This is a genomic window from Bacillus sp. Au-Bac7 (assembly GCF_021341655.1).
In the GTDB taxonomy this organism is placed as follows: domain Bacteria; phylum Bacillota; class Bacilli; order Bacillales; family Cytobacillaceae; genus Niallia.
In genome coordinates this window covers 963,189-990,101 of the sequence record NZ_JAJTTG010000001.1, presented here as the reverse complement: position 1 = coordinate 990,101, position 26,913 = coordinate 963,189, and the positions used below count along the sequence as shown (strand labels likewise).

The following is a 26,913-nucleotide window of genomic DNA, read 5'->3' as shown; positions in this document are numbered from 1 at the left end:
AGTTTTCCCAGAAGGAATATGTCATAAAAATCTAGCGAGGAATTAGTAATGGGCAATATGTATGAAAAAATCATTGAGGTTTTGGAAGAGAATGGTCCAATACCAATCAGCACCATTTATGAAAAGATGGTGTCATCAACTAATATTTCAGCTGATAACAATAAGGAAATTCAACTTTCTTCTGTTAAATCAGTGATCAGCCGCAAAAAAGACTTATTTTCCGTCCATAATAATATTGTTTCCATCCATCCTGAGAAAGAAATAAGCCAAATTACATTGGATGTAAAAAAAGGAAATCATTTTTATCGGCTGAAGGTAGACTTTCTTTTTGAAATTTATCATATTCAGTCATGGACGTTATTTTCTGATAATCAAGGCTTTACTCCTAAGGATGTCTTATTTCCGTATTTCTCTTATTCAGATTTGAAAAAGGATCTCTATAAATTAAAAATTTGGGATTGGGAAAGCGACGAGGGAGCGTATGGCAGAGAGAGCCTCTATACGATTCAGCTTAAAACAACGAACAAAAGCTATGTATACAGTTTTATTGATATAAAGGCAAAAGAATGGAAGCAAATGACGAAGACTTTATCGAAATACATGGATCTAAGTAACATCTTTCTAGATTAAAAAGACGATCTCCTTATGCTTTACTGGAGGTCGTCTTTATTTATTGAAGTTACCGATGCATCGCCCATAAACCGATCTCATTAAACCCGATTTTTGTATAAATTCTGCCTGCATCAGGATTATCATAAAAAAGACAGACACTATGCTTTTCCTGAAGTAAAATGTTAATCATTTCCGACAGCAATCCAGTAGCATAACCTTTGCCCCGATAATCCTTATGTGTGCAAACAGCAACAATCATAGCAGAATCAGAGGTTTCTGCTGTGGTAGAAGCCGAGCAGACGATTTCTCCAAAATTATTCTCGAGATAAAAGCTGCGGCCAGTATTTGTTGCGATCGCTTTATAAAGCATGTCACGGCTGTTCTTATTTTGCTTAAATTCGGATATGCCGTAACGCAAGTCCATAATTCTGTCTACGTCTGCTGTTGTTGCTTGTTTAATCGGCAATGTGTTTGTCTTCATCTTAACTGAGTTTGTACATTCTGCAAAAAATTGTACGTTTTTGGATGCAAGTCTGCCTCCAAGCTTGTCTTCAAGCTTAGCGACAATATTCGCCTTGCCAGACAGCTTGATGATGCTATCAGTGGATGTTAACAAGCTAGCAAAAGCATCCGCATCATAAGCTTCATCTTGAGCGGTGATTATATAGCTGTCATAGAACTTCAGTAGAATAGCTTTAAGGCTTGAATTAGTAAATTCGCCCCATAAAGATTGAAAGGAAGTCTCATATCCGAACCCTTCTATATCACCAATAATGAAAAGGTTTAGAGAAGGGTCTTGATTTAAAAACTTCATCACTTGTTGGTGGTCTTTAACCGTAAGCTGCCGAAGCATCAGCATACCCTCCTTTACAGGTTTGTAGATGGCAAAAAATTCAGGACATGTAAGTCCTGAATTTTTTTATTAAATATAATGAAGTTCTGCTGTTTTCTTTAATGCAGCTTCAAAGTCTGCAATTAAATCCTGTGGATTTTCTAAGCCTACTGACAGGCGAAGTAAGGCGTCGCTTATTCCTCTTTCTTGACGGGCTACTGGATCCATTGCCGCATGCGACATTTTAGCAGGGTAGGAGAGGATGGACTCGACAGCTCCTAAGCTTACTGCAAACACTGGAAGCTCTACATTTTTTACAAAAGTTCGCATCGCTTCTTCACTGTGAAGCTCAAACGAGAATACCGCGCCAGGGCTTGTAGCCTGCTCTTGTTGGATATCATATTGCGGATGATCTGCAAACCCTGGATAATAGACTTTTTTAATGGCCGGATGATTGTTAAGATAGGTAGCAATCGTTTCGGCAGCCTCACTAGAATGCTTCATGCGCACATGTAGCGTTTTAAGTCCTCTCATTAACAGCCAGCAATCTTGAACTCCAAGTACTGCTCCAAAGGAATTTTGGATGGAGCCGAGCAGTTTGCCAAGCTCTTCATCTTTGACAACTGCAAGACCGGCAATAACATCACTATGGCCAGACAAGAATTTAGTGGCGCTGTGCAGAACAATATCTGCACCAAGATTTAACGGTTTTTGCAAAGCAGGTGTTAAGAAGGTATTATCAACAAACGTCCAAGCATCGTTTTGTTTTGCCAATGTGCTGACTGCCTTGATATCCGTAACCTTCATAAGCGGATTAGATGGAGTCTCGATATAAAAAACCTTCGTATTAGGCTTCACGGCATTTTGAACTGCAGCAAGATCGGTCATATCGACAAAAGTATGTTCAATACCGAATCTATTGAGCACTGTTGTTACCATGCGATAAGTTCCGCCATAGACATCCTCAGAAATTAACACATGATCTCCTTGGGAAAGGAGGAGGAAGGCGCTAGAGATAGCGGCCATTCCTGATGCAAATGCAAAGCCTTTTGTACCATCCTCTAAATCTGCAATAATCTCTTCCAGTGCTTCTCTTGTAGGATTAAGACTTCTTGCATAATCATATTTTCCAAAACTATCAATCTCCTGTTGATGGAAAGTGGAAGCATGCTGAATCGGCACACTTACTGCACCTGTGGCAGGATCGAATTTATGTTTGTTGTGAAGCAGTTTCGTTTCAAAGGAATATCGTTCGCTCATTTTATTACCTCCTTGGCAATCGTAAAGGCTTTATCCAAATCTTTAATTAAGTCTTCAATGTTTTCAATGCCGACAGAGAAGCGAAGCAGACGGTTGCAGACACCTGTTTCCAGTCTGATTTTTTCTGGAATATCTGCATGTGTTTGAGTAGCAGGGTATGTAATAAAGCTCTCAACACCGCCTAAGCTTTCAGCAAATGAAATTAATGTAAGGTTTTGCAAGAATGGATTTACCCATGCTTCATCATGGACTCTAAATGAAATCATTCCACCTCTGCCTGGATACAGGACATCAAGCACTGCATCATGACCTTGCAGGAATGTTTGAAGTGCTTTCGCATTTTCTTCATGCTTTTCCATTCTAAGGGCTAATGTTTTCATTCCACGCATTAACAGCCAAGAATCAAATGGGCTCAAGACAGCTCCTGCAGCATTATGATGCAGAGCAAGCTCCTGGCAGATTTCCGCGCCTTTCGCTACGATCAGCCCTGCAAGCACATCATTATGACCACCAAGATACTTAGTGGCACTATGAATGACAATGTCTGCGCCAAGGCGTATCGGCTGCTGGATAAGAGGAGTATAGAAAGTGTTATCCACAATCAGCAAAATATTATGCTTTTTAGCAAGCTCTGCTGCTTTGGCAATATCTGCTGTTTCCATTAGAGGATTAGTAGGTGTTTCGATGAAAATAGCTTTTGTGTTTTCCGTAATGGCTGCTTCAATGTCCTCAATGTTTGAAGTATTTACATAACAACATCGAAGGCCCCATTTTTTAAACCCTTGTTCAAGCAAACGATAAGTTCCGCCGTACAAATCTTTCGATATAATCCATTCATCGCCGCTTTGGAATAAAGCTAAAATCGTTTGAATAGCAGCCATACCTGAGCTGCAGGCAAAACCGCGGTCGCCCTCTTCCAAGTCAGCAATTGCCTGCTCAAGGATTTCTCTAGTCGGGTTGCCTGTGCGTGTATAATCATATCCAGTAGATTCGCCGATTCCTGTATGTCTGAAAGCCGTTGAAAAATATACGGGCGGGTTGACTGTTCCTGTTGTTTTTTCACTTCTGTTGCCGATTTGGGCTAATTTAGTTTCTACATCATACATATTGATACACTCCTTCTTGTTTCACGGACAATTTGAAATATATAGTCTATTTTTAATAGTTTGATATTGTCCGAGAGTATTATCTTTCAAGGAATAGAAGGAAGGCGAAGTGAATTTTAGCAATAAAAAAGTCCTCTTCCTAAAAATAAGAAGAAGACGTAATGTGTTATCATTATGGCCATTCTTCTTATCTTTCAAGCATTCATTGCTTGATGGAATTAGCACCTTTTCAGTCTTGGTATACAAGCTGAAGGTTGCTGAGGTTTCTTCGGGCCATTCCCTCTACCTCTCTTGATAAGAAAATACTTATGTAATTTGAATTTAATTTACTATACCTTTCCATAAATTGCAACATTTTTTTTGGTTTTTCACTATTTTTTGAATAAAAAGGTATTTATTGCTCTTCAATAAGTTGCAGCACATCTACTTCTAATTCTTGGTCTGGATTGTTCTTCGTATAAATTCTTGCTGTTCTTGCATCCTCATCGACATTTTGAATGAAAATCTGTTCTCCTTTATAGCTTACATGCACTATTTCACCAGCATTCATAATTTCAATAGCTCTTCCAACATTCATCTTATATCCTCCTAATCCTTGCTAGCTTATCCTTTTTTAGCTCACCCCAATTGGTTCGATTAGTAGCTTTCGTAGTTTTAAAAAAAATATTCAGCTGAAAACGCGTTCTAATGTTTTTTTAATGTTTCTCTCATTGGATTTTTTGAATAGGGGTGTAATTTAACAATAAGAAAAACAAATGCAACTTGGAAATAGGGTTAATCATTAACCTACACTACGGATTAAAGGAGGAAAAGTGATGGTATTTCGATATGCGATGATTATTTTTTCATCCTTAACTGCTGCTTCATTGTTCGGAGTTCAAATTGTGGGCATAACACACGCTATAAAAGACACATTTATGTATAGAAAAAACAAATGATAATATAATGAATGAGGCGGGGTGGGACACATCCCGCTCCTTCTTTTTGTATACAATAGATCTGCACACTTTTTGTCTTTATACATTGCATGATAAACTAGAAGTATGCTTAATTTGGGATGTGAGTGGTGTAAATGAAGAGAATTCTTATTATTGAAGATGAAAAAAATCTTGCTCGGTTTATTGAGCTGGAATTAAATTATGAAGGCTATCATACAGAAGTTTGTGCAGATGGAAGAAGCGGCTTGAATAAAGCGATCGCAGAGCAATGGGATGTTATTCTCCTTGACCTAATGCTGCCAGAACTGAACGGGATGGAAGTTTGCAGAAGAATTAGGCAAGTGAAAAATACGCCGATTTTAATGATTACAGCAAGAGATAATGTTCTTGACAGAGTATCAGGTTTGGATAGCGGAGCAGATGATTATTTGGTTAAACCGTTTGCAATTGAAGAGCTTTTGGCAAGATTGCGAGCATTGTTCAGAAGAATAGATACTATATCGAGTGAACAAGCAGAGCCGGCACCAAAAATGACTGTTCTTACATATAAGGACATAGTACTTGAGCTAGAATCACATATAGCCAAAAAAGGAAATGAGGTTATTGCTTTAACAAAAAGAGAATATGATCTTCTCAGCATGTTTATGAGCAATATCAATATTGTACTGACTAGGGATGTGCTCTTAAATAAAATTTGGGGTTATGAGTCAGAAGTCGAAACGAATGTTATTGACGTTTATGTTCGCTATTTACGCAATAAATTGGATCCGACGGGGCAGGAGCAATATATTGAAACAGTAAGAGGAATAGGGTATGTGATGAGATGAATATCGTAAAAAGACTATCTCTCCTTCCTTGGAAATGGAAGCTAACACTCGGGTTGTCAACCAGCATTTTTTTGACTTACAGTATTTTTACCTTTTTTGAATTCCATACTGTCTCTACTTGGCTGATGAACCAGGAGGAAAATGACGTCAGACAAACGATGGATGAGTTTGTTGCCTATTTGGAATCAGAAGATAAGTCAATTACGGAAAAGGATGTTAAAAACAGTCTTTCGACATTAGAAAAGCTGAACACGAAGAATCAGCTCATTCGTGTCGTTGACGATAACGGAAATGTGATTATATCTCATCTTAACGGCGATTTTCCCATACTTGAACCTGACATAATCGACAGTAAACAAGAGTTGAAATACATTTCCATTGGCGAGGAGCAATCATTAGTATACAGTTACCCGATAAAGGGAAAGGCATTTTCGGGAGAAATAGAAATTATCAGGCTGCTTGATTCCTATAAACTCGTAATGAAGCATCTGGCCTTTGCGATGATGCTTTTTGCAATTGCGGCCATCTTAATCAGCGCGATTATCGGCTACTTATTATCAAGAGAACTGTTAAAGCCACTGAGCATTATGACAAACACAATGAAGAAAATAAAAAGTGCAGGCTTTAAAGAAAGAATGCCTGTGTACCCGCAAAAGGACGAAATTTCCGAACTGTCGACGATATTTAATCATATGATGGATCGGATAGAGCTATCCTTTCAAGCACAAAAGCAATTTGTAGAGGATGCTTCTCATGAACTGCGCACCCCGATTTCTATATTGGAAGGTCATCTTTCCATGCTGAACAGATGGGGTAAGCATAACCCGGAAATATTAGAAGAATCTTTAAAGGCATCCCTTGATGAAACAGAAAAACTAAAAAAACTTGTTCTCAATTTGCTGGATTTGACAAGATTGGATCAGCAGCGGCTTGAAAATGATATGTCACCAGACAAGGTGGAGGAGATTATTAGCGGGGCCGTTAAGGACTTCCAAATGCTTCACCGTGAGTTTAAGTTTCATGTTAATCTGCAGTCTAATGAGCTTTACGGTGTAGCTGAACAGCATTTCCAACAAATACTGACAATATTAATAGACAATGCTATTAAATACTCAGGAGCTGTTAAAGAAATTTCCATTTCCACAGCAAAAAAGGACAAGCAGTTCTGCTTAGAAATAAGTGATAAAGGGATAGGAATTCCCCATGATGAGCTCGATAAAGTTTTTGACCGCTTTTACAGAGTAGATAAAGCACGCAGCAGAGAGCGGGGCGGCACAGGACTCGGTTTGGCCATCGCTAAAAAAATCGTTGATTATTATTCTGGAACAATCGAAATTAAAAGCAAGCTTGGCGAGGGTACAAAAGTAATAATTACATTGCCTGATCCAAAGGCTTTAATAGAAAAATCTGCTGCCCCCTTTTAAAAAAGAGGAGTGGCAATGAATTAAGGAAAACCCAAAATATCATATGCATGATTACATTCTAAACTGCTTTTATAAGGCAGTTTTTTTTTATAATTTAATCCATTTTCCAATAATAAAATTAATGTACATTATCCGAAAATCCCTGGCATATTTATTAATATAAAAGGTTTTTAGCCCAATTAAAAACAATGTGAAAAAAATTTACAATATTTTTACTATTAAAACGGGGAAATCTTTTGTAACGAAGGCAATACCGTGTTAAAATAGAAATGTAAACGTTTTATTTTTTATCAGACAAGCGCCTAGAAAAGTGTAAAAGGCGAGCATATGGGGAATATAGTTGTTACTAATTATGGTGGAGGGAAATTTTCATGGGAAAGCCAGCTAGTGGTAAAAGCTCCTATCAGCCAGCATTTTATGGACCAAATCTCGGGGTCGCAATGGAGCTGTACGACAAATACTTAGAAAATCCTGATTCTGTTGATGAGGAAATGCGAGATTTTTTCGCAACATGGGGTTCACCAATAGAGCAGGAAGTCACAGAACGAAAACCAGCAGTAACCTCAACTAACCAAATGGACATTGAAAAAGTCATTGCAGCAGTCACATTAGTGAATAAAATCAGAGCTTATGGCCATTTAGCTGCAGATATTTACCCTTTGGGAGATGTACATAGGCAAGAGGAATTGTTCGATTTGTCCCGCTATCAGCTAACAAAAGAAGATCTAGAAAAAATGGATGCATCATTGCTTTGTCAAGATGCACCAAGCACAGTTAAAAACGCCTATGAAGTTGTTAATTACTTAAAGGATGTTTACATGAAGAAAATCGCTTTTGAATTTTATCATGTAAACGATATTAACGAAAAAAACTGGCTCCAAAAAAAGGTAGAATCAGGAAGCCTCAAACCTGCTTGCAATAAAGAGCTGAAAAAGAAGCTGTTAAAGCGAGTAGTAGAGGTTGAAGAGTTTGAAAATTACTTACATAAAACTTTTGTCGGCCAAAAGCGTTTCTCGATTGAAGGACTAGATACAATGGTGCCATTGCTTGATGAGATTATTTCCCAGTCTGTTGTTAATGGTGCAAAAAATGTACATATCGGGATGGCGCATAGAGGAAGGCTGAACGTATTGGCGCATGTCCTTGAAAAGCCATATGAGATGATTTTTGCTGAATTTCAGCATGCTCCAAATAAGAATCTTGTTCCATCAGAAGGATCAATCGGAATCAGCTTCGGCTGGACTGGTGATGTGAAATATCATTTAGGCTTGAACAGGCAAATAAAGAAAAGCAGCACGTCAAATGTACGGTTGACACTAGCCAATAATCCAAGTCATCTTGAGTTTGTCGGCTCCGTTGTCGAAGGATTTACACGTGCATCTCAAGATGATAGAACGGCACCAGGCTTTCCAGAAGAAAACCATCAATCAGCACAGGCCATTCTCATCCATGGCGATGCAGCATTCCCAGGCCAAGGAATTGTTGCAGAAACACTTAATCTGACTGGGCTGAAAGGCTACCGGACAGGTGGAACAATTCATATCATTGCCAATAATACAATTGGCTTTACGACTGAATCAAGCGATTCTAGATCTACAAGATATGCAAGTGACCTGGCTAAAGGCTTTGAAATACCGATTATACATGTAAATGCAGATGATCCAGAGTCTGTCATCCAGGCTGCTAAGCTAGCTTGTGAATACAGAGCAGCTTTTAACAAGGATTTCTTGATTGATTTAATCGGCTATAGAAGATACGGTCATAATGAAATGGATGAGCCGATGACAACCAATCCATTAATGTATAAGAATATTAAAGAGCATCCTACGATTACAGCAAGCTATTTCCGCCAATTACAAGCAGAAGGAGTATTGTCTGAAATAGAATTCCATGGGTTCAAAAACGAAGTAGTTGCCAAGTTGAAGCAGGCGTATGAAAAGGTGCCAACAAAAGAGGAAATGGACGAAGAAGCACTGCCGCCAAACTCTGTGAAAAGAGATTTGCCATTGATTGATACAACTATTTCAGCTGAAAGACTGAAAGAAATCAATCATGAACTTATTTCGTTCCCAGACAACTTTCAAATTTTCGATAAACTCGGGAAAATTTTAAAACGGCGTGAAGCTGCAATTGAAGATGGCAAAATTGACTGGGGAATGGCAGAAACCTTAGCATTTGCCAGCATAATTCAAGATGGAACGCCAATTCGCTTGTCAGGACAGGATTCAGAACGAGGCACGTTTGCTCACAGAAATATTGTCCTTCATGATAGTGAAACTGGAAGGGTTTATTCACCGCTTCATTTGCTGTCAACTGCCCAAGCATCATTCGCTGTCCATAACAGCCCCCTTTCTGAAGGTGCCGTTCTTGGCTTCGAATACGGATATAATGTGTTTGCACCAGAAACACTCGTTCTGTGGGAGGCACAGTTTGGTGATTTCGCGAATGCTGCACAAGTAATTTTTGACCAATTCATCTCTGCTGGTAGAGCAAAATGGGGTCAAAAATCCGGTTTGGTTATGCTGTTGCCTCATGCATATGAGGGGCAAGGTCCAGAGCATTCCAGCGGCCGAATGGAGCGTTTCTTGTCTTCTGCTGCCGAGAACAACTGGACGGTTGCAAACCTTACGACATCTGCTCAATATTTCCATATTCTGCGCAGGCAGGCAGCTATCCTGAATAAGGAAGAAGTCAGACCGTTAGTAATCATGACACCTAAAAGTCTACTGCGAAATGCTGATGTGGCATCTAGCACTACTGCATTTAGCAATGAAACATTTCAATCAGTGGTAGAGGATGAACTTACTGGCAAAAATCCGCAAGCCGTTAAAAGGATTGTTTTATCTACAGGTAAAATAGCGATTGACCTTCATCAAGGAATTAAGCAGCTCGAGGATTCTGATTGGGTGCATAGTGTGCGCATAGAAGAACTTTATCCTTTCCCTGCGAATAAATTGAAGGAAATCATAATAAAATATCCTAATTTAGAAGAAATCAGATGGGTGCAAGAAGAACCGCAAAATATGGGAGCATGGAGCTTTATGGAACCACGTGTGAAAAAGCTGCTCCAAGATTCTGTGTCCTTCGATTATATCGGACGCCGCAGAAGATCGAGTCCTGCAGAAGGGGATCCAATTGTTCACCGCAAAAATCAAGCAAAAATTATTAATAAAGCATTGACATGGACTGAATAGAGGGGGATTTTTAAGATGGGTGAGATTAAAATACCAGAACTAGCAGAATCAATCACAGAAGGAACCGTGGCACAGTGGCTTAAGAAAACAGGTGAATATGTAGAAAAAGGCGACTACATAGTAGAATTGGAAACAGATAAAGTAAATGTTGAAATCATCTCTGAAGAAAGCGGCATCCTGCAGGAACTCAAGGCAAATGAAGGCGATACAGTTCAGGTAGGGGAAACAATCGCAATCGTTTCTGAAAATGCTGCACCAAGCAGCAAACCAGCTGAAGGTCCAGCAGCTGTAATCGAAACAGAAGCAACAAAGGAAGCACCGCCTGTTAAAGAACAGCCCCAAGTAAAACCAGAAGCAAAAGGCTATCCAATTGCTTCACCATCTGCCAGAAAGCTGGCTAGAGAAAAAGGCATTGATTTGAATCAAGTTTCTTCCATTGATCCTTTAGGAAGATTGCGTGCACATGATGTTATCGAGCATGACCGTAAGAAAGACCAGCCTGTCCAAAAGGCTCCAATTGAAAAAGAAGCACCGCAGCAGGCTAAACAAGCAGCAGACCCAGGAAAACCGACTGAGCGCATTAGAATGACGCGCAGACGGCAAACAATTGCTTCAAGGCTTGTTGAGGTACAGCAAAATACGGCAATGCTTACAACCTTTAATGAAGTGGATATGACTAATATTATGAACCTTCGCAAAAAACGGAAGGATCAATTCCAAAAAGAAAATGATGTAAAGCTTGGATTTATGTCCTTTTTCACAAAAGCAGTTGTAGCATGCTTAAAGAAATCACCGCTTTTAAATGCTGAAATCCAAGGGGATGAAATTGTCCTTAAGAAGTTTTATGACATTGGTATTGCGGTGTCAACAGATGAAGGGCTAGTTGTACCAGTTCTTCGCGATGCAGATCGCAAAAATTTTGCAGAGATCGAAAGTGATATTTTAACGTTCGCTGATAAAGCACGTAATAATAAACTGTCGTTATCAGACCTGCAAGGAGGCACATTTACAATAACTAATGGCGGTGTGTTTGGTTCGCTACTGTCAACACCTATCTTAAATGGACCTCAAGTCGGGATATTAGGAATGCATAAAATCCAAATGCGCCCTGTTGCGATCGATAATGAAAGAATGGAAAACAGGCCGATGATGTATTTAGCACTTTCTTATGATCACCGTATCATTGACGGCAAAGAAGCAGTAACCTTCCTAGCAAGAGTTAAGCAATTGCTGGAAGATCCAGAATCCTTACTGTTTGAAGCATAATAATTAAGGGGATGCTTAAAAATAAGCATCCCCTTTTTGTTTATTCAGACATTATATTTGGCTTAAGTCCTCGTTTGTCCATTTCTTCCTTTAAAATAAGAATCCATTCCTCTTCATTTCCGGCCTTTAATGCATCTCGATAAGAAAAAATCAGCTGTTCATTGCTCATAATCTTCATTTTGCATCCTCCTTAAATAAATGGATTGAATATTCTTACAATGTTTATACTAACGCAATGCTTGGACAATGAAAAGCGATAAGGTGGAGCTGGATAAATTTAACGATATAGGAGTGGTATGGAATGAGACATGTTATAGTTATGGATAAAAAGGATATAAGTTAAGTTATATACAGAATTAGGAGAGGAGAGGCAGGCTATGATTCACAAAAGATTGGAAACAAAAGAGCACACGATGTTGTATGAAATAACAGATGATATTCAACAAGCAGTCACTGAATATGGAATGAAGGAAGGAATAGTCATTGTGTACTGTCCGCATACGACTGCTGGAATTACCATAAATGAAAATGCAGATCCAGATGTAGTACGTGATATGATTCGTCGTTTTGACGAAGTATATCCTTGGACTGTCAACGAAGACAGGCATATGGAAGGGAATACAGCAGCACATATGAAAGCAAGTACTGTCGGAGCATCTGAGCTTGTTATAGTAGAAAGTGGGCGTTTATGCTTAGGAACATGGCAGGGTATTTATTTTTGTGAATTTGACGGACCAAGACACAGAAGCTATTCACTTAAATTTATGCCGAGCTAAAAGCTTTAAGGAGAAGAGATAAAAATGAAGATTTATCTATTTGTTTACGGCACTTTAAGGAAGCAGCAAATCAATCACTATATGATGAGAAATTATCCTTGTATTGCTGAAAATATGTGGATTTATGGCAAGCTGTATGATGCAGGGGTAGGCTATCCTTTTTTAAGTTTAGATAAAGGTAACGAAAGGGTGCGTGGTGAAGTATTTGAAGTCCCGGCTGCAGATTTGCATCTATTAGACGAGTTTGAAGATTATACACCAGGAGACCAAAACAGCCTCTATATAAGAGTTGAGGTAGAGGTTTATGGACAAGAAAAACCTTTAATGGCTTTTACATATGCTTGCAATAAAGAGGAAATGCTTTTGGAGGAAATTGAAGGCCATGATTGGACTGCTTTTTCAAGATTCAGCCAATAAAAAATAGGCTTAATCATGTTTAACGGACAATTTGCCAGTGGTATATATATTCTATACGACATCATAGAAAGAAGGTCATATATGATGAATATACAGGCAAATAACATATTATATTCGATTAAACAGGAAAATCAGACATATGAAGCAATGGAATTTAAAAGGATGGACTGGATAAATAAACAATGCTATATCACTTTTCAACAAGCTTCGACAGGAAAATGGTATACGTTCAACCGAAGCAGCATTAATTTTCTTTTCGATAATGAAAAGAATTTAGTGTCTTAAGCTAAGGATTTGTTGCGTTGAAGGGCTTACTGGCTATATACTAAAGTAGTATATAAGTGAAAGGGGCTTTATCAATTGATACATGAAATTTGGAATGACAAAAACACTGTTAAAAAAGTAAAGTGCATACATACAGATGCAAGCAAGTATATTGTTAATAGAGTATTGACTGTCGGTCAAACATATGAAGTTAAAAATGAAACAGAAGAGTTTTACTTCATTGTTGATAACTCAGGAAAAGTAGGCGGTTTTTATAAGGATTATTTTCAAGATTTATAAAAGCGGGAACGGGAGAAAGCAGCTGATGTTTTCTCCTTTTTGAATGGAAAGAAGGGATTACTTCATGATTTATTTGTATGTAGGAATAGGCGGCATAATTGGCAGTGTCGCCAGATTTTTATGCAGCATAGGGCAGGGAAGCTTTCCGTTACATACATTATGTATTAATATAGCAGGCTCTTTTCTTCTCGGTGCTTTAACAAAATATGCTGCTGGCCGAGTCAGCTTTCCGCCAGAACTTGCAACAGCGGTCGGCACAGGCATTCTCGGTTCATTCACGACCCTTTCGACCTTCAGTCTCGACACACTGAACCTTTTGCAATCAGGTAAAATACTGCAGGCATTTATGTATATGGCAGCAAGTGCATCTCTCGGCCTAGCAGCTGCCTATATCGGAATGAAGACAGGATCAAAGCTTGCAGAAAGAGGGCAGAACGATGGTTAACATGATTGGTGCAGTCGCCATCGGCGGATTTATCGGCGCAATCAGCCGATTTTGGTTAATACAATACATAAAGTCAAAAATCACTACTGTTTTGCCAGTTGCCACTCTGATAGTTAATTTAGTTGGTTCTTTTTTATTAGGATTACTTTCAGGACTGCATGTGAGTGAAATGGTACATTTGTTGTTTGCAGTCGGGTTTTTAGGGGCATTTACGACCTTTTCTACATTGGCTGTTGAGGCAGTTCAGTTGTGGAAGGAAAACAACAAAATAACCTTTTATAGGTATATAGTGCTCTCGTTTGGCGGAGGACTTGTTTTTGTGTGGTTTGGTTATTTAACTGCGAATATTGGGTAAATAAAAAAGCAGACGGACTAAGGTCCGTTCTGCTTTTTTCCTTATTGTTTAACTTCTTTCGTGCTTTCAGTCACTTTGGCAGGCGGATACAGCTTTCTTCCAAGCATAGACTGGAAGATAAGGAAGATTCCGCCGACTGTCCAATATAACGGCAGGGCAGCTGGAGCATTAAGAGAAACCATAACAATCATGATTGGGGAAATTAATCCCATAAATTTCATTTGTTTTTGTTGTTCAGCAGTCATCGTGTTTTGAGTAACACGGAATTGTAAATAATAAACAATACCAGCGATAGCTGTTAAAATAAGGTCTGAATGGCCAAGATTAAACCATAGGAATGAATGGCTGGCAATTTCCTGTGAGCCTCTTATCGCGTAATAGAAGCCCATGAGAATCGGCATCTGAATAAGCATAGGCAGACAGCCCATTGATAATGGATTGACACCGTGTGTCTTATAAAGATCCATCATTTCCCGTTGTAGGTTTTGCTGTTCTTTCTGGTCTTTCGTCGCTTTTATTTTCTTTTGGATTCTGTCCATTTCCGGCTTGATTATTTCCATCTTTTCTTTCATCTGCTGCTGCTTTTTGTATTGTCTTAACATAAGCGGCATCAATAGAAGGCGAATAATAAGGGTAATCAAGATGATGGCAAGACCGAAGTTGCCGTTAAACATCATTGCCATTCCATGTATTAAAGAAGCGAAAGGCTCTACGACCGTGTTATGGAACCAGCCACCGCTGTTCCCGCTTCCGTTTCCTGCTGTTGAACATGCGCTAAGCATAACGGCAGTTAATATTGTCATAAATACTAATAAAAGTTTTTTTGCTGATTTTGTCATTTCGACTCCTCCTAGTTCGTTGAAAAAATTTTGTTTAATTCAGGAGGAGAAGCGGTTTTTCCGGATCATCAGCGGAACTTTCCATTCTTTTGCGGATATTCTTGCATATCCATTGCAAAATAGGAGTATTGTATTTTTGAACATTAAAATTTACCGTCGTGACGACTCTTTGCAAGTAAAGGCCGTCTGATGCGATAAAATCATCATTAACAGTGATTTGCAGGTTGATATCCCAAAAATATTTAACCATTAATCCAATCATTACGGTAATGTAGATGGTTTGATAGCTTGGAATGTTTGTCAAATCTATTAAGAATTCGAACATTTATACACCTCAGGTTCGTTATCAACAAATAAATTATATCGAAAATAAGCCTAAATGGCAATCGTGTTCTATTACCAGTCATACTTTGTACATAATTTACTCAAATGACTGAAACGGTGATTGACAGGGGGAAATACCTAATTTTTATTAAAAATTTGTCTCAATCTAAAAACTTTCCTTAATAATTGTCATAATTAGGTGTATGATAGAGTTAAAAATACATCACTTACAAAATGGAACAAGTTTAGTTTATGGTAAAATGAAACGAAGTTCGGTATAATGTGTTCACATATTTTGGCGTAACCTTAGGAGGCTGCTCATAAGTGAAAGCACTAATAAATATAGATTATACTTTCGATTTTATTGAGGGAGCTCTGCCTTGCGGAGAATCTGGAATGAAAATAGAAAGCACTATTTCTGCTATTACCAAACAATTTATTGAAGAAGGTCATTTTACTGTTTTTGCTATTGATTTACATACGGAAAAGGATCAATATCATCCTGAGACAAAGCTGTTTCCGCCTCATAACATTAAAGGAACAAAAGGCAGAAACCTTTATGGTTCATTAAAGGAAGTGTATGAGAAAAACAAGGAACTGGAGCATGTATACTGGATGGACAAAACTAGATATAGTGCCTTTGCCGGTACTGATCTTGAATTAAAGCTGAATGAAAGAAACATAAAGGACGTGCATTTAGTAGGTGTCTGTACAGATATTTGTGTACTTCATACAGCTGTAGATTGTTACAATAAAGGATTCAACCTTTTCATTCATGAGAATGCGACCGCATCCTTTAATGAACCAGGTCATATTTGGGCCATTGATCATTTTAAAAGCACATTAGGTGCAGTCATTTTGTAAGGCGAATTGGTTAAACCGCAGGAGGAAAAGCATGAGTTTTAATTTTCGTGATGACAGCTTAATGCTGCATACAGATTTATATCAAATTAATATGGCAGAAACATACTGGGAGGATGGCGTTTCGGAAAGAAATGCTGTATTTGAGGTGTACTTTCGCAAGCTTCCTTTCAATAATGGATACGCTGTTTTTGCAGGATTAGAAAGAATAATTCAGTACATAAAAGAATTGCATTTCACAAGCAGTGATATTGAATATTTGAGAGAGAGCGGCTTTAAAGAGGACTTTCTGGAGTATTTAAAGGATTTTCGTTTTACCGGGAACTTGCGTTCAGTAGAGGAAGGAGAAATCGTTTTTGCTAATGAACCATTGTTAAGAGTGGAGGCCCCGCTTGCTCAAGCCCAAATAATTGAGACGGCATTGCTAAATATTGTGAATTACCAAACATTGATTGCGACAAAAGCATCTCGCATTAAGCATGCTATCGGTGAGGGAGTCGTAATGGAATTTGGCAGCAGACGCGCCCATGAACTGGATGCGGCACTTTGGGGTACAAGAGCAGCGTTTATCGGCGGATTTAGCTCCACGTCCAATGTTAGAGCAGGCAAGCTGTTTGGCATCCCTGTATCTGGAACGCATGCTCATAGCATGATTCAGGCTTACAGAGATGAATATACGGCATTTCATAAGTATGCACGACGTCATAAAGACTGTGTCTTTTTGGTTGATACGTATGATACTTTGCGTTCAGGAGTTCCCAATGCCATTAAAGTGGCAAAGGAACTTGGTGATGCTATTAATTTTGTCGGCATCAGATTAGACAGCGGCGACCTTGCTTATCTTTCCAAAGCTGCGCGAAAAATGCTTGATGAAGCAGGTTTTACAGATACGAAAATTGTAGCAAGCAATGATTTGGATGAATATACGATTATCAACTTGAAGGCTCAAGGAGCTCAGATTGATGTATGGGGCATTGGCACGAAGCTGATTACTGCTTTTGACCAGCCTGCTTTAGGCGGAGTATACAAGCTTGTTTCAATTGAGGATGAAGAGGGTAATATGCAAGATACAATCAAAATCAGCGGAAACCCAGAAAAGGTGACAACACCTGGCATTAAAAGGGTATACCGCATCATCAACAGCATCAACCATAAATCCGAAGGTGACTATATTTGTTTGGAAACGGAGCATCCAGAAGAAGAGGAGCGCTTAAAGATGTTTCATCCAACACATACTTATATCAGTAAATTTGTTACTAATTTCCATGCGAAGGATATTCATAAGGATATTTTCCAAAATGGAGAGCTTATCTATAAGTCACCGACAATTTTTGAATCACAAAAATATGCGGAGGATAACTTGGATGTGCTGTGGGATGAATACAAGCGTTCACTCAATCCGGAGGAATATCCAGTTGATTTAAGCCCGCTTTGTTGGGAAAACAAGATGAATCATTTAGAAAAAGTAAAAAGCAACATTAAAAATAAGGAATAACAGGAGGAATGCTGACATGAGCATACAAAATCAAATTATCGCTGAACTAAACGTGAAACCTGAAATTGATGCTAAAGAAGAAATAAGACTGCGCATTAACTTTCTGAAAGAATACTTGAAAAAGACAAAAGCAAAAGGATTTGTATTAGGAATAAGCGGGGGCCAGGATTCATCTCTTGCAGGCAGATTGGCTCAGCTTTCTGTGGAAGAGCTTCGCAGTGAAGGTTATGATGCTACATTTGTTGCAGTAAGATTGCCATATGGTGTGCAAGCAGATGAAGACGACGCTAACAAAGCACTGAAGTTTATTGCAGCAGATAAAGAGCTTGAATTCAATGTTCGTGGTCCTGTTGACGAATTTAAGAGAGTTTATGATGAAATGGCCGATACTCCACTAGCTGATTATCATAAAGGAAATATCAAGGCTAGAGCGAGAATGATTGCGCAGTATGCAATTGGCGGTCAGTTAAATTTACTAGTAATTGGTACAGATCATGCTGCAGAGGCAGTTACAGGCTTCTTCACAAAATATGGAGATGGCGGAGCAGATGTACTGCCGTTAACTGGTCTTACAAAGCGCCAAGGGAAACAGCTGTTAAAGGAACTTGGAGCAGAAGAAAGAATTTACTTAAAAGTACCGACTGCTGACTTGCTTGATGAGAAACCAGGTCAAGCAGATGAAACAGAGCTTGGAATTTCTTATGATCAGTTGGATGACTACTTAGAAGGTAAGGAAGTCCCACAAGAAGCAGCTGAAAAAATTGAAGCTCGTTACTTAATTACAGAACATAAACGACAAGTGCCTGCATCTATGTTTGATGATTGGTGGAAGAAATAAATGGATTAACCTCTCGTTATAAAACGGGAGGTTTTTTTGGTGTGAATAACCAAAACTGGTTATTCACACAGGCATGTCCTAGATGTTTTACATAAGTTAGCAGTGTAAGTAAAAAAGATGCTCACTTTTTAAGTGAAGAAATAGGCAGGAAAAATAGTAAGAGGGAGGGAAAACTATGACACTATTTGGTGTGAACTTAAGCATGCTGCTGCTGAACGTACCAGTTAACTTTACATGGGGATTATCAGTAGGAAAAGGTAAAGTTGAAGATTCTAAAGAAGACGAAGAATATGGAGAAGACGAAGAATAATCACATTAGCTGTCTTTTGGCAGCTGTCATAAATATAAAGCCTCGAGCTAATGATTCTTTTTTGCTTGAGGCTTTTCTCTGTCGAAAAATCATCTTAATTATTTATTTGAGAGCCTGTAAGCATGTTATATGCGAACTGGACAGAGGCTTCACTTGGAGGTTCAATTCCTTTTAATGGGTATTCTAGACCAAGCGATTCCCATTTATAAACACCTAGTTTATGGTAAGGAAGGATTTCAACTTTTTCGATATTAGACAATGTCGCAATAAAATCTCCAAGCATACTCAAGTCTTCTCGACTGTCATTAATAGTTGGTACGAGAACATGCCGTATCCAAACAGGTATCTGTTTTTCAGACAGAAAGGTAGCAAAGGCAAGGATATGGTCATTTCCCATTCCTGTTAATTTAATATGTTTTTTACGGTTGATATGCTTTAAATCTAGTAAAATTAAATCTGTAAAGGAAAATAGCTCTAGTAGCTGTTCTTGAAAATGAGGTGCTGTTGAATAGCAGCCTCCTGATGTGTCAATTGCTGTATGAATACCTATTTTTTTACATTCTTTAAACAGTTCGATTAGAAAGGGGAGCTGCAGCAGCGGTTCACCTCCGCTTACTGTTATTCCTCCTCCTGATGCATGAATAAAAGGGAGGTAGGCTGTTAAATCGTCGATGATTTCCTTTACTTCAACTTCTTTGCTAACATTCATTTCCCAAGTATCTGCATTGTGGCAAAATTGGCAGCGCAACAAACAGCCTTGCATAAATAATACATATCGTATGCCTGGTCCATCAACGGTTCCAAATGTTTCAATGGAATGGATATTGCCTTTCATGATTATGCTCCTTTCTGTGTGTGGGGCAATTTATTAGGCATACAAGGGAAAGAAGGGGTCTCACTTTTCCTTGTATGCCGGTTTTTTATAAAAGCAATCTTCTCAGGCTAGCAGCAATTCTTACTGCAAGCCTGAGAGGGGAGAAATTACATAGATTCGTGGAATGTTCTGTTAATGACATCCAATTGCTGTTCACGTGTCAGTTTAATAAAGTTGACGGCATAACCTGAGACACGAATAGTCAACTGCGGATATGATTCTGGATGCTTCATTGCATCTAGAAGTGTTTCTCTGTTAAATACGTTTACATTTAAATGATGACCGGCCTTTACTCCGTAACCGTCTAATATAGATACAAGATTGGATGCACGGTCTTCTTCCTCTTTGCCGAGTGCTTTAGGAACAATAGAGAAAGTATTAGATATACCGTCCAAAGATGAATCATAAGGAAGTTTAGCAACAGATGACAGAGAGGCTAATGTGCCTTTTGTATCCCGGCCATGCATTGGATTTGCTCCAGGTGCGAACGGTTCGCCGGCACGGCGCCCATCCGGTGTGTTTCCTGTCTTTTTACCATACACAACATTCGAAGTAATCGTCAGGATGGACATTGTGTGCATAGAGTTGCGGTAAGTCACATGTTTCCGCAGCTTTTTCATAAAACTTTCGACAATAGAAACGGCAATGCTGTCAACTTTATCATCATTGTTTCCGTATTTCGGATAATCTCCTTCTGTGGCAAAATCAACGGCAATGCCGTTTTCATCCCTGATTGCTTTCACTTTTGCATATTTGATAGCGCTCAATGAGTCTGCCACTACGCTTAGTCCAGCAATTCCAGTTGCCATCGTCCGTAATATTTCTGTATCATGCAAGGCCATTTCTATTCTTTCATAGCTGTATTTGTCATGCATATAATGGATGACGTTTAATGTATTGATATAAAGACCTGCCAGCCATTCCATCATTTGATCGAATTTCTCCATCACTTCGTCATAATCCAAATACTCAGAAGCAACAGGGCTGTAGTCAGGGCCGACCTGTACTTTCAATTTTTCATCTTTGCCTCCGTTAATTGCATATAGAAGACATTTTGCAAGATTCGCACGAGCGCCGAAGAACTGCATTTGCTTGCCTATTTCCATCGCAGAAACACAGCAGGCAATTCCGTAATCATCACCCCAGTGAGGTTTCATAATGTCATCATTCTCATATTGAATCGAGCTTGTTTGAATGGACATTTGAGCACAGTACTTTTTAAAATTCTCCGGTAACTGGGTGGACCAAAGAACTGTTAAGTTCGGTTCAGGCGCAGGTCCGAGATTATCAAGTGTATGGAGAAAGCGGAATGAGTTCTTTGTCACAAGCGGCCGTCCGTCATTAGCCATACCCCCAATTGACTCAGTTACCCATGTAGGATCGCCGCTGAACAGTTCGTTATAGTCTGGCGTTCTGGCGAACTTAACAAGGCGCAGCTTCATGATGAAATGATCGACAATCTCTTGGACTTGTTTCTCTGTTAGTAATCCCAGCTCTAAATCTCGTTCAATATAAATATCAAGAAAAGTGGAAACACGTCCAAGACTCATTGCTGCCCCGTTTTGCTCTTTAATTGCTGCCAGATAAGCTAAATACAGCCATTGAAACGCTTCTTGTGTATTAGCAGCTGGTCTGGACAAATCGAAGCCGTAGCTTTCTCCCAGCTCCTTCAGTTCAGCTAAAGCACGGATTTGCTCTGAAACTTCCTCTCTAAGACGCATAACATCTTCTGTCATAATTGAGCTTGTTGCTTTTTTGTCTTTTTGTTTTTCTTTTATTAAGAAGTCAATACCGTATAAAGCTACACGGCGATAATCGCCGATAATCCGGCCCCGTCCATATGCATCAGGGAGCCCTGTGATAATTGCTGCTTTTCGTGCAAGGCGCATTTCATCTGTGTATGCATCAAAGACGCCGGCATTATGTGTTTTTCGGTGTTTAGTAAAGAACTCTTCTAATTTTTCGTCTGCTTTATAACCGTAAGACTCACACGCTTGCACTGCCATTCTGATGCCGCCGTTAGGCTGGAAGGATCTTTTGAATGGCTCATCTGTTTGAACACCGACAATCTTTTCCTTTGTTTTGTCCAAATAACCAGGACCATGCGATGTAATTGTAGAAGGGATGTCAGTGTCGAGATCATAAACACCGCCTCTGTCTCTTTCTTTCTTAGAAAGCTCAAGAACTTGTTCCCACAGCTGCGTTGTCTCCACAGTCGGACCGCTTAAAAAAGAAGAGTCGCCGTGATACGGTTTGAAATTCTTTAAGATAAAGTCGCGCACATTCACTTCCTTTTCCCAACTGCCGCTTTTAAATCCATTCCAATAATTTGTTTCCAGCTTTTCCATTACTAGTCACCTCTTTTTTTGTATAACAGATATTAAAAATATTTCTAAATTAAATATAACAGATAATAATGTGATGTATTTCACAAAATTATGTATAAGTTAAGGCAATTCTGTGACTAATCTGTGAACTGTTGATATGACAAGACTTGGGGAGGGGGGAGAAAAGTGAAATAGCATAAAATCTTCGTATTTTAAAGTGTATAACAAAATTGCTTCTTGTTAACTGTTATATAATAGAAAAGCAAAATAGTAAATCTGTTTTAATGGGATTTTAAATTACCAGTGAACTATAGGATTAGCAGTAATGTGACTTGTGCATAATTTTACTAATGGAAAATGCATGTAAAAAAGTTAATTTTTATTTTCCGCACAGCCGATTTAAGATATGATAGGGGAGTATGTATTTTTTTCTCCTGGTTTGTATTCTTATTTTTATCTGCCATTCATTGGTCTTTCATGTAAGTCAAAGGCAATGATGGACATGCTTTAATGATTACTAAATATCAATTGAAGCGCAAAAAATTTTTTGAGGTGTTTTAATGTCGTTTATAACAAAAGACCGAATAATGCTGCTGCTGAAAATACTATTTCCAGTAACCTTGCTGCTGCTTGTTTCATTGGAATTCAGGGATATGTTCCTTACCATCGATTTCGGGCTGTTAATGAAATATATTGATAAATTGGACTTTTTGGAGCTAGTCCTCATCGTTGTTTTTGGATTTATAGCGTTATCGCCAATGTATTTTTATGATCATTTTTTAAGCAAATATTTAAATGCACAAATATCAGTGAAACAGCTGACCAAGTATTCTCTTATCAGCAATTCCTTTTCTAATCTGCTTGGATTTGGCGGATTAATTGGTATCGCCTTAAGAACTTATTTTTATAAAGAATATGAGCAAGACAAGAAGAGGCTGATGAAGGGTATTGCTTTTATCACGATGTTTTACTTAACTGGAGTTAGTTTTTTAACTTGGGTGATTTTATTTGACAGCTGGAAGATGCCGCTCATACAGAATCATCATTGGCTGATGGTGACAACCTTAGTCGTTTCGGCCATACTGCCAATCCTTATCATCAGCTATTTCATAAAGAAAACCAATTTACATAAGATTATTAAATCCCGTAACATGGCAGCTTCGCTGCTCGGTGCATCTATTTTAGAGTGGAGCTTCATTTATTTCTACTTATATTGGCTCGCATGCCTTGTTGACCTCCCTGTAGGAGGCTGGGACTTTCTGAAGATTTTCCTTATTGCTGTCGGTGCTGGGATTGTCAGCATGATTCCTGGTGGAATCGGAGCATTTGACCTTGTATTTCTATGGGGCCTTGAATATATAGGTGTCTCTACAGAAAAACTGCTTGTTGTGCTTCTCCTGTACAGAATAGGCTATTATTTTATACCGTTCTTCACTGGTTTGATTTTGCTTATTCGCGATTTATGGAAAAAGTGGAATAAATATTGGAACAATATCCCGCGTGCAGTTGTGCAGAATATCAGTCATTTCTTTCTGACAATTCTTGTGTTTCTTTCAGGAATTTTGCTGTTAATCTCAGGTGCAGTACCAGGGATTTTAGAAAGACTGCGCCTTACAGAGCAATTTATCAGTTTGCCTGTCATGAACATTTCCCATCACGTATCCGTCGGAGCAGGTCTTGTCCTTTTAGGTCTTGCTAGAGGGATAGAATACAGGGAAAAGAGGACCTATCATCTCACTTTATTCGTTTTGGCAATTGCGGCTGTTACGACATTTTTAAAAGGGCTTGATTATGAAGAAGCAACAATCATCGTTGTTGTGTTAATCCTTCTGCTGCTCTCAAGGGGCAAGTTCTACCGGGAGAGCTTTGTCCTAACCTGGGGGAAAATTTGCTTTGACATAATTGTTATATCCTTTTTTTCATTTGGTTATTTGACGCTTGGTTATTTAAATTTGCCAACAAGCATTGCAAGTGTCCCTAAATTTGTGAAGCCCTATATTATTTCAGATGCAAAAAGTCTGTTTTGGAGTGCATTTGTTTCTTTATTTATTGCTCTTATCATCATCCTTGTAGGCTATTGGATTAAGAAGCCGAAGAGCTTAACAAAATTGCCATCTAGAGAAATGGAAGCAGAGATAATGGAACATTTGGAAAAGTATAATGGCACCACTTTAGCACATCTTATCTTTTTGCATGATAAATATATCTTTTGGAATAAAGAGCGGAATGTGCTGTTTGCATATGAAACATATGCAGACAAACTGATTGTTTTAGGAGACCCTATCGGCGAAGAGAAAGACTTTGTAAAAGCCGTGGAGGAGCTTTATGAAAAAGCTGATATTTATGGATTTACGCCCGTCTTTTACCAAACGAGCCGAAATATGCTGCCGATTCTACATGCTAACGGATATGATTTTTTTAAGCTTGGTGAAGAAGGTCATGTAGACTTGAACAGCTTTTCACTGACAGGTAAAAAAATGAAAAATTATCGAGCGATAAAAAATAAATTTGAAAGAGAAGGCTATACTGTGCAAGTTTCTTTGCCAGAACATGATCTAAAACTTTTAAATGAACTGGAGAATATAAGCTACAGATGGCTTGGAGGAAGAAGAGAAAAAGGCTTTTCATTAGGTTTTTTTGAAAGGGATTATATAAATACATGTAAAATAATCTACGTAAAAGATCCTGATGGTAAAATAATTTCATTTTTAACACTGATTCCTTCCTATCAACAAAAACAAATGTGGTCGATAGATTTAATGAGAAGTTTGCCTGGCGCTCCATCTGGATCGATGGATTTTCTGTATTTGCATACCTTTGAGTATTTGAAGGAAGCAGGGACGGAAAGCTGTAATTTAGGAATGGCTCCATTATCCAATCTTGGGATTTCACGCTTTTCCTTCTTAAGTGAAAAGGTGGCCGCGCAAATCTTTAAGCACGGACATGTTTTTTATCATTTTCAAGGATTGCGGAATTTTAAAAACAAATATTGTGACATATGGGAGCCAAAGTATTTAGGGTATAGAAGGAAGTCATCCCTGCCGTTTACATCAGCACAAGTAACAATGCTTGTTGCTAAGGGTAAAAGGAGCTGAAATATTATTCAGCTCTTTTTTCTATTGTAAATTAAATAATTCTGCGCATTCAAATAAGATAATAAAAAACAAATTTGGTAATAAATTGGATTTTAAGTTAAAATAAAGTATATTCAAATGCTAGAATAGGAGGAAAATATGTTTTATGTTTTTATAATCGTAATAGTAAGCGGAATAGCTGTACTTGTTAATATGTATTATTCGCGGAAAAGGAAAAAGCTTATTTTAAGTTTATGGGACAAGAATGAGAAATTAGATCATACAGAAAATTTCCATGAAACATTTACATATCTCTATGAAAATGTGAACTTAAATAAAGAAAAGAATGCTGTCGTCGATCATATTACCTGGCATGATCTAAATTTGACTAAAATTTTTAAGACGATTAATTTCACCTTTACATCAATCGGTGAGGAATTGCTGTACTATCGATTAAAAGCACCACATGAAACGCATTTGTTTGAAGAAAAAAAGATAGAAAAAATAAGTTTAAACAAAGAATACCGCACGAAGTTATCACTGATTTTATCAGCATTAGGAAAAGCACCGTATGCTAACTCTTCCAAATATATTTATGCAAAACCTGATAGTAGTTTCAATAAAATATATATATTGCTAGGTTTGCTTCCGATTATAGGATTAGCAATCATTGGATTTTCCCTTCAAATTGGTTTAGGGTTATTTTTTATTAGCATATTAGTGAACAGTTTTTTATTCTACATAAACCGTTCTAAAAACGAAGCTGAATATGAAAGCTTGTTTTATTGCCTAACTATCCTGCTTACCTCCAGAAATATCGCGAAGCTAAATCAGGACACTGACTTTTTAAAAAAGACAAGTAAACTAAAAAGTGCTCCTTTTATCAGTGTTTTTTTATTGAAAGATGATCCGACGGGTACAAATTTAATACTGCAACTATTTACGATGTTGAAATCAATTTTTCTTATAGATTATTTTGTTTTTCATTACATCGTTTATCTTATAAACAATAACAGTCAAACATACGAGTTGGCATGGAGAAAAACAGCGGAAATTGATTTGTATTATTCGATTGCTTTGTGGAGAAAAACATTGCCATATTATTGTTTGCCAGAATACACTGATAATGATTCTTTGACAATTGTTAATGGCTATCATCCTTTAGTAAGCAACCCTGTTGGCAATGACTTTGAATTCACGCAAAATAGTTTGCTGACCGGTTCGAATGCTTCAGGAAAATCGACCTTCATCAAAACTATTGCTGTAAATATTATATTTTCACAAGCTTTAAATACAAGTACTAGCCATAAAATCAGACTTACAAGAGGGGAGGTTTACTCTTCCATGGCAATGTCTGATGATATCGAAAAGGGACAAAGCTATTTTTTAAGTGAAATTAAGGCATTGAAAAGAATCTTTGACAGAAGAAACAATAGCAGTGATATGTTATTGTATGTATTTATGGATGAGATTTTTAAAGGCACTAATACAATGGAGAGGGTTGCTGCCGCCGAATCAGTACTGGAATATTTAAATCATTGCAGCAATACAAAAATCATGGCGGCAACTCATGATATAGAATTAACAGAGATGCTTAATGATAAATACAAAAATTATCATTTCAGAGAACAGATAGTAGACGATGAAATCATCTTTGATTTTTTAATAAAAGAAGGTGCGTCCAACACAAGAAACGCAATCGAACTGCTGAGGATTACGGGTTTTCCAGAGAAAGTGTATCTTCATGCCGTTAATAAAGCAAAGGAATTAAATAACAGCTTAATCTAATGACAGGAAACACCGCTGACTTGGTCAACGGTGTTTCCTGTCATTTAAACGTTAGTTTGAAAAAATTTTCTAATAAATTATCCAAATATAGAAAATGATAATGAATTGAAACATATGATCGCTGTGCAATCAAGAGTAAAATCTGGTAAAATAGTCATGGTAATTGA

At 38.1% G+C, this 26,913-nt stretch carries 27 protein-coding genes and 1 riboswitch; of the genes, 18 read left to right on the top strand and 9 right to left on the bottom strand.

What is annotated here, in order from left to right:
• Positions 1-48 precede the first annotated feature (48 nt).
• Positions 49-630: a hypothetical protein gene (locus LXM54_RS05025; protein ID WP_233313990.1), complete on the top strand. Its 582-nt coding sequence runs from the start codon at positions 49-51 to the stop codon at positions 628-630.
• Between the two features lie 49 nt (positions 631-679).
• On the opposite strand, the gene LXM54_RS05020 is transcribed toward LXM54_RS05025, so the two are convergent.
• From LXM54_RS05020 to LXM54_RS05005, 4 genes are all read right to left on the bottom strand, one after another.
• Positions 680-1,465, bottom strand: coding sequence for a GNAT family N-acetyltransferase (locus LXM54_RS05020; RefSeq protein WP_233313989.1), 786 nt, complete (start codon positions 1,463-1,465; stop codon positions 680-682).
• Positions 1,466-1,534: 69 nt separating this feature from the next.
• Entirely contained in the window at positions 1,535-2,704 is a 1,170-nt protein-coding gene (gene metC, locus LXM54_RS05015; RefSeq protein WP_233313988.1) for a cystathionine beta-lyase, read from the bottom strand.
• On the bottom strand, positions 2,701-3,810 hold the full coding sequence (locus LXM54_RS05010; protein ID WP_233313987.1) for a methionine biosynthesis PLP-dependent protein: 1,110 nt from the start codon (positions 3,808-3,810) through the stop codon (positions 2,701-2,703). The genes metC and LXM54_RS05010 overlap by 4 nt, the downstream gene beginning before the upstream one ends.
• Positions 3,811-3,994: 184 nt before the next feature.
• Positions 3,995-4,111: riboswitch (SAM riboswitch) on the bottom strand.
• Positions 4,112-4,204: 93 nt separating this feature from the next.
• Entirely contained in the window at positions 4,205-4,387 is a 183-nt protein-coding gene (locus LXM54_RS05005) for an H-type small acid-soluble spore protein (protein WP_233313986.1), read from the bottom strand.
• Between the two features lie 238 nt (positions 4,388-4,625).
• Here LXM54_RS05005 and LXM54_RS27890 point away from each other — a divergent pair, with 238 nt between their 5' ends.
• From LXM54_RS27890 to odhB, 5 genes are all read left to right on the top strand, one after another.
• Positions 4,626-4,748 carry a hypothetical protein gene (locus LXM54_RS27890; protein ID WP_267913289.1) on the top strand — a complete coding sequence of 41 codons (123 nt, stop codon included), beginning with the start codon at positions 4,626-4,628 and terminating at the stop codon, positions 4,746-4,748.
• Between the two features lie 134 nt (positions 4,749-4,882).
• Positions 4,883-5,575 (top strand): response regulator transcription factor, encoded by a 693-nt coding sequence (locus LXM54_RS05000; protein ID WP_233313985.1) that lies wholly within the window; start codon positions 4,883-4,885, stop codon positions 5,573-5,575.
• On the top strand, positions 5,572-6,999 hold the full coding sequence (locus tag LXM54_RS04995) for a HAMP domain-containing sensor histidine kinase (protein WP_233313984.1): 1,428 nt from the start codon (positions 5,572-5,574) through the stop codon (positions 6,997-6,999). The genes LXM54_RS05000 and LXM54_RS04995 overlap by 4 nt, the downstream gene beginning before the upstream one ends.
• 371 nt (positions 7,000-7,370) lie before the next feature.
• Positions 7,371-10,193, top strand: coding sequence for a 2-oxoglutarate dehydrogenase E1 component (locus LXM54_RS04990; RefSeq protein ID WP_233313983.1), 2,823 nt, complete (start codon positions 7,371-7,373; stop codon positions 10,191-10,193).
• Positions 10,194-10,208: 15 nt separating this feature from the next.
• Positions 10,209-11,459 carry a 2-oxoglutarate dehydrogenase complex dihydrolipoyllysine-residue succinyltransferase gene (gene odhB / locus LXM54_RS04985; protein WP_233313982.1) on the top strand — a complete coding sequence of 417 codons (1,251 nt, stop codon included), beginning with the start codon at positions 10,209-10,211 and terminating at the stop codon, positions 11,457-11,459.
• Between the two features lie 40 nt (positions 11,460-11,499).
• Here odhB and sda read toward each other — a convergent pair whose 3' ends face one another.
• Positions 11,500-11,637 carry a sporulation histidine kinase inhibitor Sda gene (gene sda / locus LXM54_RS04980; RefSeq protein WP_233313981.1) on the bottom strand — a complete coding sequence of 46 codons (138 nt, stop codon included), beginning with the start codon at positions 11,635-11,637 and terminating at the stop codon, positions 11,500-11,502.
• Positions 11,638-11,836: 199 nt separating this feature from the next.
• Between sda and LXM54_RS04975 the strand changes: the two genes are divergently transcribed.
• The 6 genes from LXM54_RS04975 (at position 11,837) to crcB (LXM54_RS04950) (ending at position 14,016) form a co-directional block, all read left to right on the top strand.
• The gene (locus LXM54_RS04975) at positions 11,837-12,235 is read left to right on the top strand and encodes a secondary thiamine-phosphate synthase enzyme YjbQ (RefSeq protein ID WP_233313980.1); all 399 of its coding nucleotides are present in this window, start codon (positions 11,837-11,839) and stop codon (positions 12,233-12,235) included.
• Between the two features lie 24 nt (positions 12,236-12,259).
• Positions 12,260-12,652: a gamma-glutamylcyclotransferase family protein gene (locus LXM54_RS04970; RefSeq protein ID WP_233313979.1), complete on the top strand. Its 393-nt coding sequence runs from the start codon at positions 12,260-12,262 to the stop codon at positions 12,650-12,652.
• Between the two features lie 81 nt (positions 12,653-12,733).
• Complete coding sequence (locus LXM54_RS04965) at positions 12,734-12,937, top strand: hypothetical protein (RefSeq protein WP_233313978.1); 204 nt, start codon at positions 12,734-12,736, stop codon at positions 12,935-12,937.
• A 75-nt stretch (positions 12,938-13,012) separates the two neighbouring features.
• Positions 13,013-13,216 (top strand): DUF6501 family protein, encoded by a 204-nt coding sequence (locus LXM54_RS04960; RefSeq protein ID WP_233313977.1) that lies wholly within the window; start codon positions 13,013-13,015, stop codon positions 13,214-13,216.
• 64 nt (positions 13,217-13,280) lie between these two features.
• Positions 13,281-13,661 carry a fluoride efflux transporter CrcB gene (crcB, locus tag LXM54_RS04955; RefSeq protein WP_233313976.1) on the top strand — a complete coding sequence of 127 codons (381 nt, stop codon included), beginning with the start codon at positions 13,281-13,283 and terminating at the stop codon, positions 13,659-13,661.
• The gene (gene crcB, locus LXM54_RS04950; RefSeq protein WP_233313975.1) at positions 13,654-14,016 is read left to right on the top strand and encodes a fluoride efflux transporter CrcB; all 363 of its coding nucleotides are present in this window, start codon (positions 13,654-13,656) and stop codon (positions 14,014-14,016) included. Before crcB (LXM54_RS04955) ends, crcB (LXM54_RS04950) begins: the two co-directional genes overlap by 8 nt.
• Positions 14,017-14,057: 41 nt before the next feature.
• Here the strand turns inward: crcB (LXM54_RS04950) and yidC are convergent, their stop codons facing one another.
• Both yidC and LXM54_RS04940 read right to left on the bottom strand, forming a co-directional pair.
• Complete coding sequence (gene yidC / locus LXM54_RS04945) at positions 14,058-14,855, bottom strand: membrane protein insertase YidC (RefSeq protein WP_233313974.1); 798 nt, start codon at positions 14,853-14,855, stop codon at positions 14,058-14,060.
• Between the two features lie 34 nt (positions 14,856-14,889).
• The gene (locus LXM54_RS04940) at positions 14,890-15,180 is read right to left on the bottom strand and encodes a hypothetical protein (protein ID WP_233313973.1); all 291 of its coding nucleotides are present in this window, start codon (positions 15,178-15,180) and stop codon (positions 14,890-14,892) included.
• Between the two features lie 323 nt (positions 15,181-15,503).
• Between LXM54_RS04940 and LXM54_RS04935 the strand changes: the two genes are divergently transcribed.
• From LXM54_RS04935 to LXM54_RS27885, 4 genes are all read left to right on the top strand, one after another.
• Positions 15,504-16,043, top strand: a complete 540-nt coding sequence (locus tag LXM54_RS04935; protein WP_233313972.1) for a cysteine hydrolase family protein — start codon at positions 15,504-15,506, stop codon at positions 16,041-16,043.
• A 31-nt stretch (positions 16,044-16,074) separates the two neighbouring features.
• Positions 16,075-17,535: a nicotinate phosphoribosyltransferase gene (locus tag LXM54_RS04930; protein WP_233313971.1), complete on the top strand. Its 1,461-nt coding sequence runs from the start codon at positions 16,075-16,077 to the stop codon at positions 17,533-17,535.
• 16 nt (positions 17,536-17,551) lie between these two features.
• The gene (nadE, locus tag LXM54_RS04925) at positions 17,552-18,373 is read left to right on the top strand and encodes an ammonia-dependent NAD(+) synthetase (RefSeq protein ID WP_233313970.1); all 822 of its coding nucleotides are present in this window, start codon (positions 17,552-17,554) and stop codon (positions 18,371-18,373) included.
• Between the two features lie 175 nt (positions 18,374-18,548).
• Positions 18,549-18,683, top strand: coding sequence for a hypothetical protein (locus LXM54_RS27885; RefSeq protein ID WP_267913287.1), 135 nt, complete (start codon positions 18,549-18,551; stop codon positions 18,681-18,683).
• A gap of 94 nt (positions 18,684-18,777) precedes the next feature.
• Here LXM54_RS27885 and pflA read toward each other — a convergent pair whose 3' ends face one another.
• A complete protein-coding gene (gene pflA, locus LXM54_RS04920; RefSeq protein WP_233313969.1) occupies positions 18,778-19,518 on the bottom strand; it encodes a pyruvate formate-lyase-activating protein in 741 nt (246 codons plus the stop codon).
• Between the two features lie 146 nt (positions 19,519-19,664).
• Positions 19,665-21,905, bottom strand: a complete 2,241-nt coding sequence (gene pflB, locus LXM54_RS04915; RefSeq protein WP_233313968.1) for a formate C-acetyltransferase — start codon at positions 21,903-21,905, stop codon at positions 19,665-19,667.
• 539 nt (positions 21,906-22,444) lie between these two features.
• Here pflB and mprF point away from each other — a divergent pair.
• Together mprF and LXM54_RS04905 are read left to right on the top strand one after the other, a co-directional pair.
• On the top strand, positions 22,445-24,979 hold the full coding sequence (mprF, locus tag LXM54_RS04910; RefSeq protein ID WP_233313967.1) for a bifunctional lysylphosphatidylglycerol flippase/synthetase MprF: 2,535 nt from the start codon (positions 22,445-22,447) through the stop codon (positions 24,977-24,979).
• Between the two features lie 138 nt (positions 24,980-25,117).
• Positions 25,118-26,746 carry a MutS-related protein gene (locus LXM54_RS04905; RefSeq protein WP_233313966.1) on the top strand — a complete coding sequence of 543 codons (1,629 nt, stop codon included), beginning with the start codon at positions 25,118-25,120 and terminating at the stop codon, positions 26,744-26,746.
• The last annotated feature ends 167 nt before the right edge of the window (positions 26,747-26,913 follow it).

What these genes read in the sequence shown, in the direction of transcription:
- LXM54_RS05025 (WP_233313990.1), top strand. Translation starts at nt 49, where the DNA reads ATGGGCAATATGTATGAAAAAATCATTGAGGTTTTGGAAGAGAATGGT.
- LXM54_RS05020 (WP_233313989.1), bottom strand. Translation starts at nt 1,465, where the DNA reads ATGCTTCGGCAGCTTACGGTTAAAGACCACCAACAAGTGATGAAGTTT.
- metC (WP_233313988.1), bottom strand. Translation starts at nt 2,704, where the DNA reads ATGAGCGAACGATATTCCTTTGAAACGAAACTGCTTCACAACAAACAT.
- LXM54_RS05010 (WP_233313987.1), bottom strand. Translation starts at nt 3,810, where the DNA reads ATGTATGATGTAGAAACTAAATTAGCCCAAATCGGCAACAGAAGTGAA.
- LXM54_RS05005 (WP_233313986.1), bottom strand. Translation starts at nt 4,387, where the DNA reads ATGAATGTTGGAAGAGCTATTGAAATTATGAATGCTGGTGAAATAGTG.
- LXM54_RS27890 (WP_267913289.1), top strand. Translation starts at nt 4,626, where the DNA reads ATGGTATTTCGATATGCGATGATTATTTTTTCATCCTTAACTGCTGCT.
- LXM54_RS05000 (WP_233313985.1), top strand. Translation starts at nt 4,883, where the DNA reads ATGAAGAGAATTCTTATTATTGAAGATGAAAAAAATCTTGCTCGGTTT.
- LXM54_RS04995 (WP_233313984.1), top strand. Translation starts at nt 5,572, where the DNA reads ATGAATATCGTAAAAAGACTATCTCTCCTTCCTTGGAAATGGAAGCTA.
- LXM54_RS04990 (WP_233313983.1), top strand. Translation starts at nt 7,371, where the DNA reads ATGGGAAAGCCAGCTAGTGGTAAAAGCTCCTATCAGCCAGCATTTTAT.
- odhB (WP_233313982.1), top strand. Translation starts at nt 10,209, where the DNA reads ATGGGTGAGATTAAAATACCAGAACTAGCAGAATCAATCACAGAAGGA.
- sda (WP_233313981.1), bottom strand. Translation starts at nt 11,637, where the DNA reads ATGAAGATTATGAGCAATGAACAGCTGATTTTTTCTTATCGAGATGCA.
- LXM54_RS04975 (WP_233313980.1), top strand. Translation starts at nt 11,837, where the DNA reads ATGATTCACAAAAGATTGGAAACAAAAGAGCACACGATGTTGTATGAA.
- LXM54_RS04970 (WP_233313979.1), top strand. Translation starts at nt 12,260, where the DNA reads ATGAAGATTTATCTATTTGTTTACGGCACTTTAAGGAAGCAGCAAATC.
- LXM54_RS04965 (WP_233313978.1), top strand. Translation starts at nt 12,734, where the DNA reads ATGATGAATATACAGGCAAATAACATATTATATTCGATTAAACAGGAA.
- crcB (WP_233313976.1), top strand. Translation starts at nt 13,281, where the DNA reads ATGATTTATTTGTATGTAGGAATAGGCGGCATAATTGGCAGTGTCGCC.
- crcB (WP_233313975.1), top strand. Translation starts at nt 13,654, where the DNA reads ATGGTTAACATGATTGGTGCAGTCGCCATCGGCGGATTTATCGGCGCA.
- yidC (WP_233313974.1), bottom strand. Translation starts at nt 14,855, where the DNA reads ATGACAAAATCAGCAAAAAAACTTTTATTAGTATTTATGACAATATTA.
- LXM54_RS04940 (WP_233313973.1), bottom strand. Translation starts at nt 15,180, where the DNA reads ATGTTCGAATTCTTAATAGATTTGACAAACATTCCAAGCTATCAAACC.
- LXM54_RS04930 (WP_233313971.1), top strand. Translation starts at nt 16,075, where the DNA reads ATGAGTTTTAATTTTCGTGATGACAGCTTAATGCTGCATACAGATTTA.
- nadE (WP_233313970.1), top strand. Translation starts at nt 17,552, where the DNA reads ATGAGCATACAAAATCAAATTATCGCTGAACTAAACGTGAAACCTGAA.
- LXM54_RS27885 (WP_267913287.1), top strand. Translation starts at nt 18,549, where the DNA reads ATGACACTATTTGGTGTGAACTTAAGCATGCTGCTGCTGAACGTACCA.
- pflA (WP_233313969.1), bottom strand. Translation starts at nt 19,518, where the DNA reads ATGAAAGGCAATATCCATTCCATTGAAACATTTGGAACCGTTGATGGA.
- pflB (WP_233313968.1), bottom strand. Translation starts at nt 21,905, where the DNA reads ATGGAAAAGCTGGAAACAAATTATTGGAATGGATTTAAAAGCGGCAGT.
- mprF (WP_233313967.1), top strand. Translation starts at nt 22,445, where the DNA reads ATGTCGTTTATAACAAAAGACCGAATAATGCTGCTGCTGAAAATACTA.
- LXM54_RS04905 (WP_233313966.1), top strand. Translation starts at nt 25,118, where the DNA reads ATGTTTTATGTTTTTATAATCGTAATAGTAAGCGGAATAGCTGTACTT.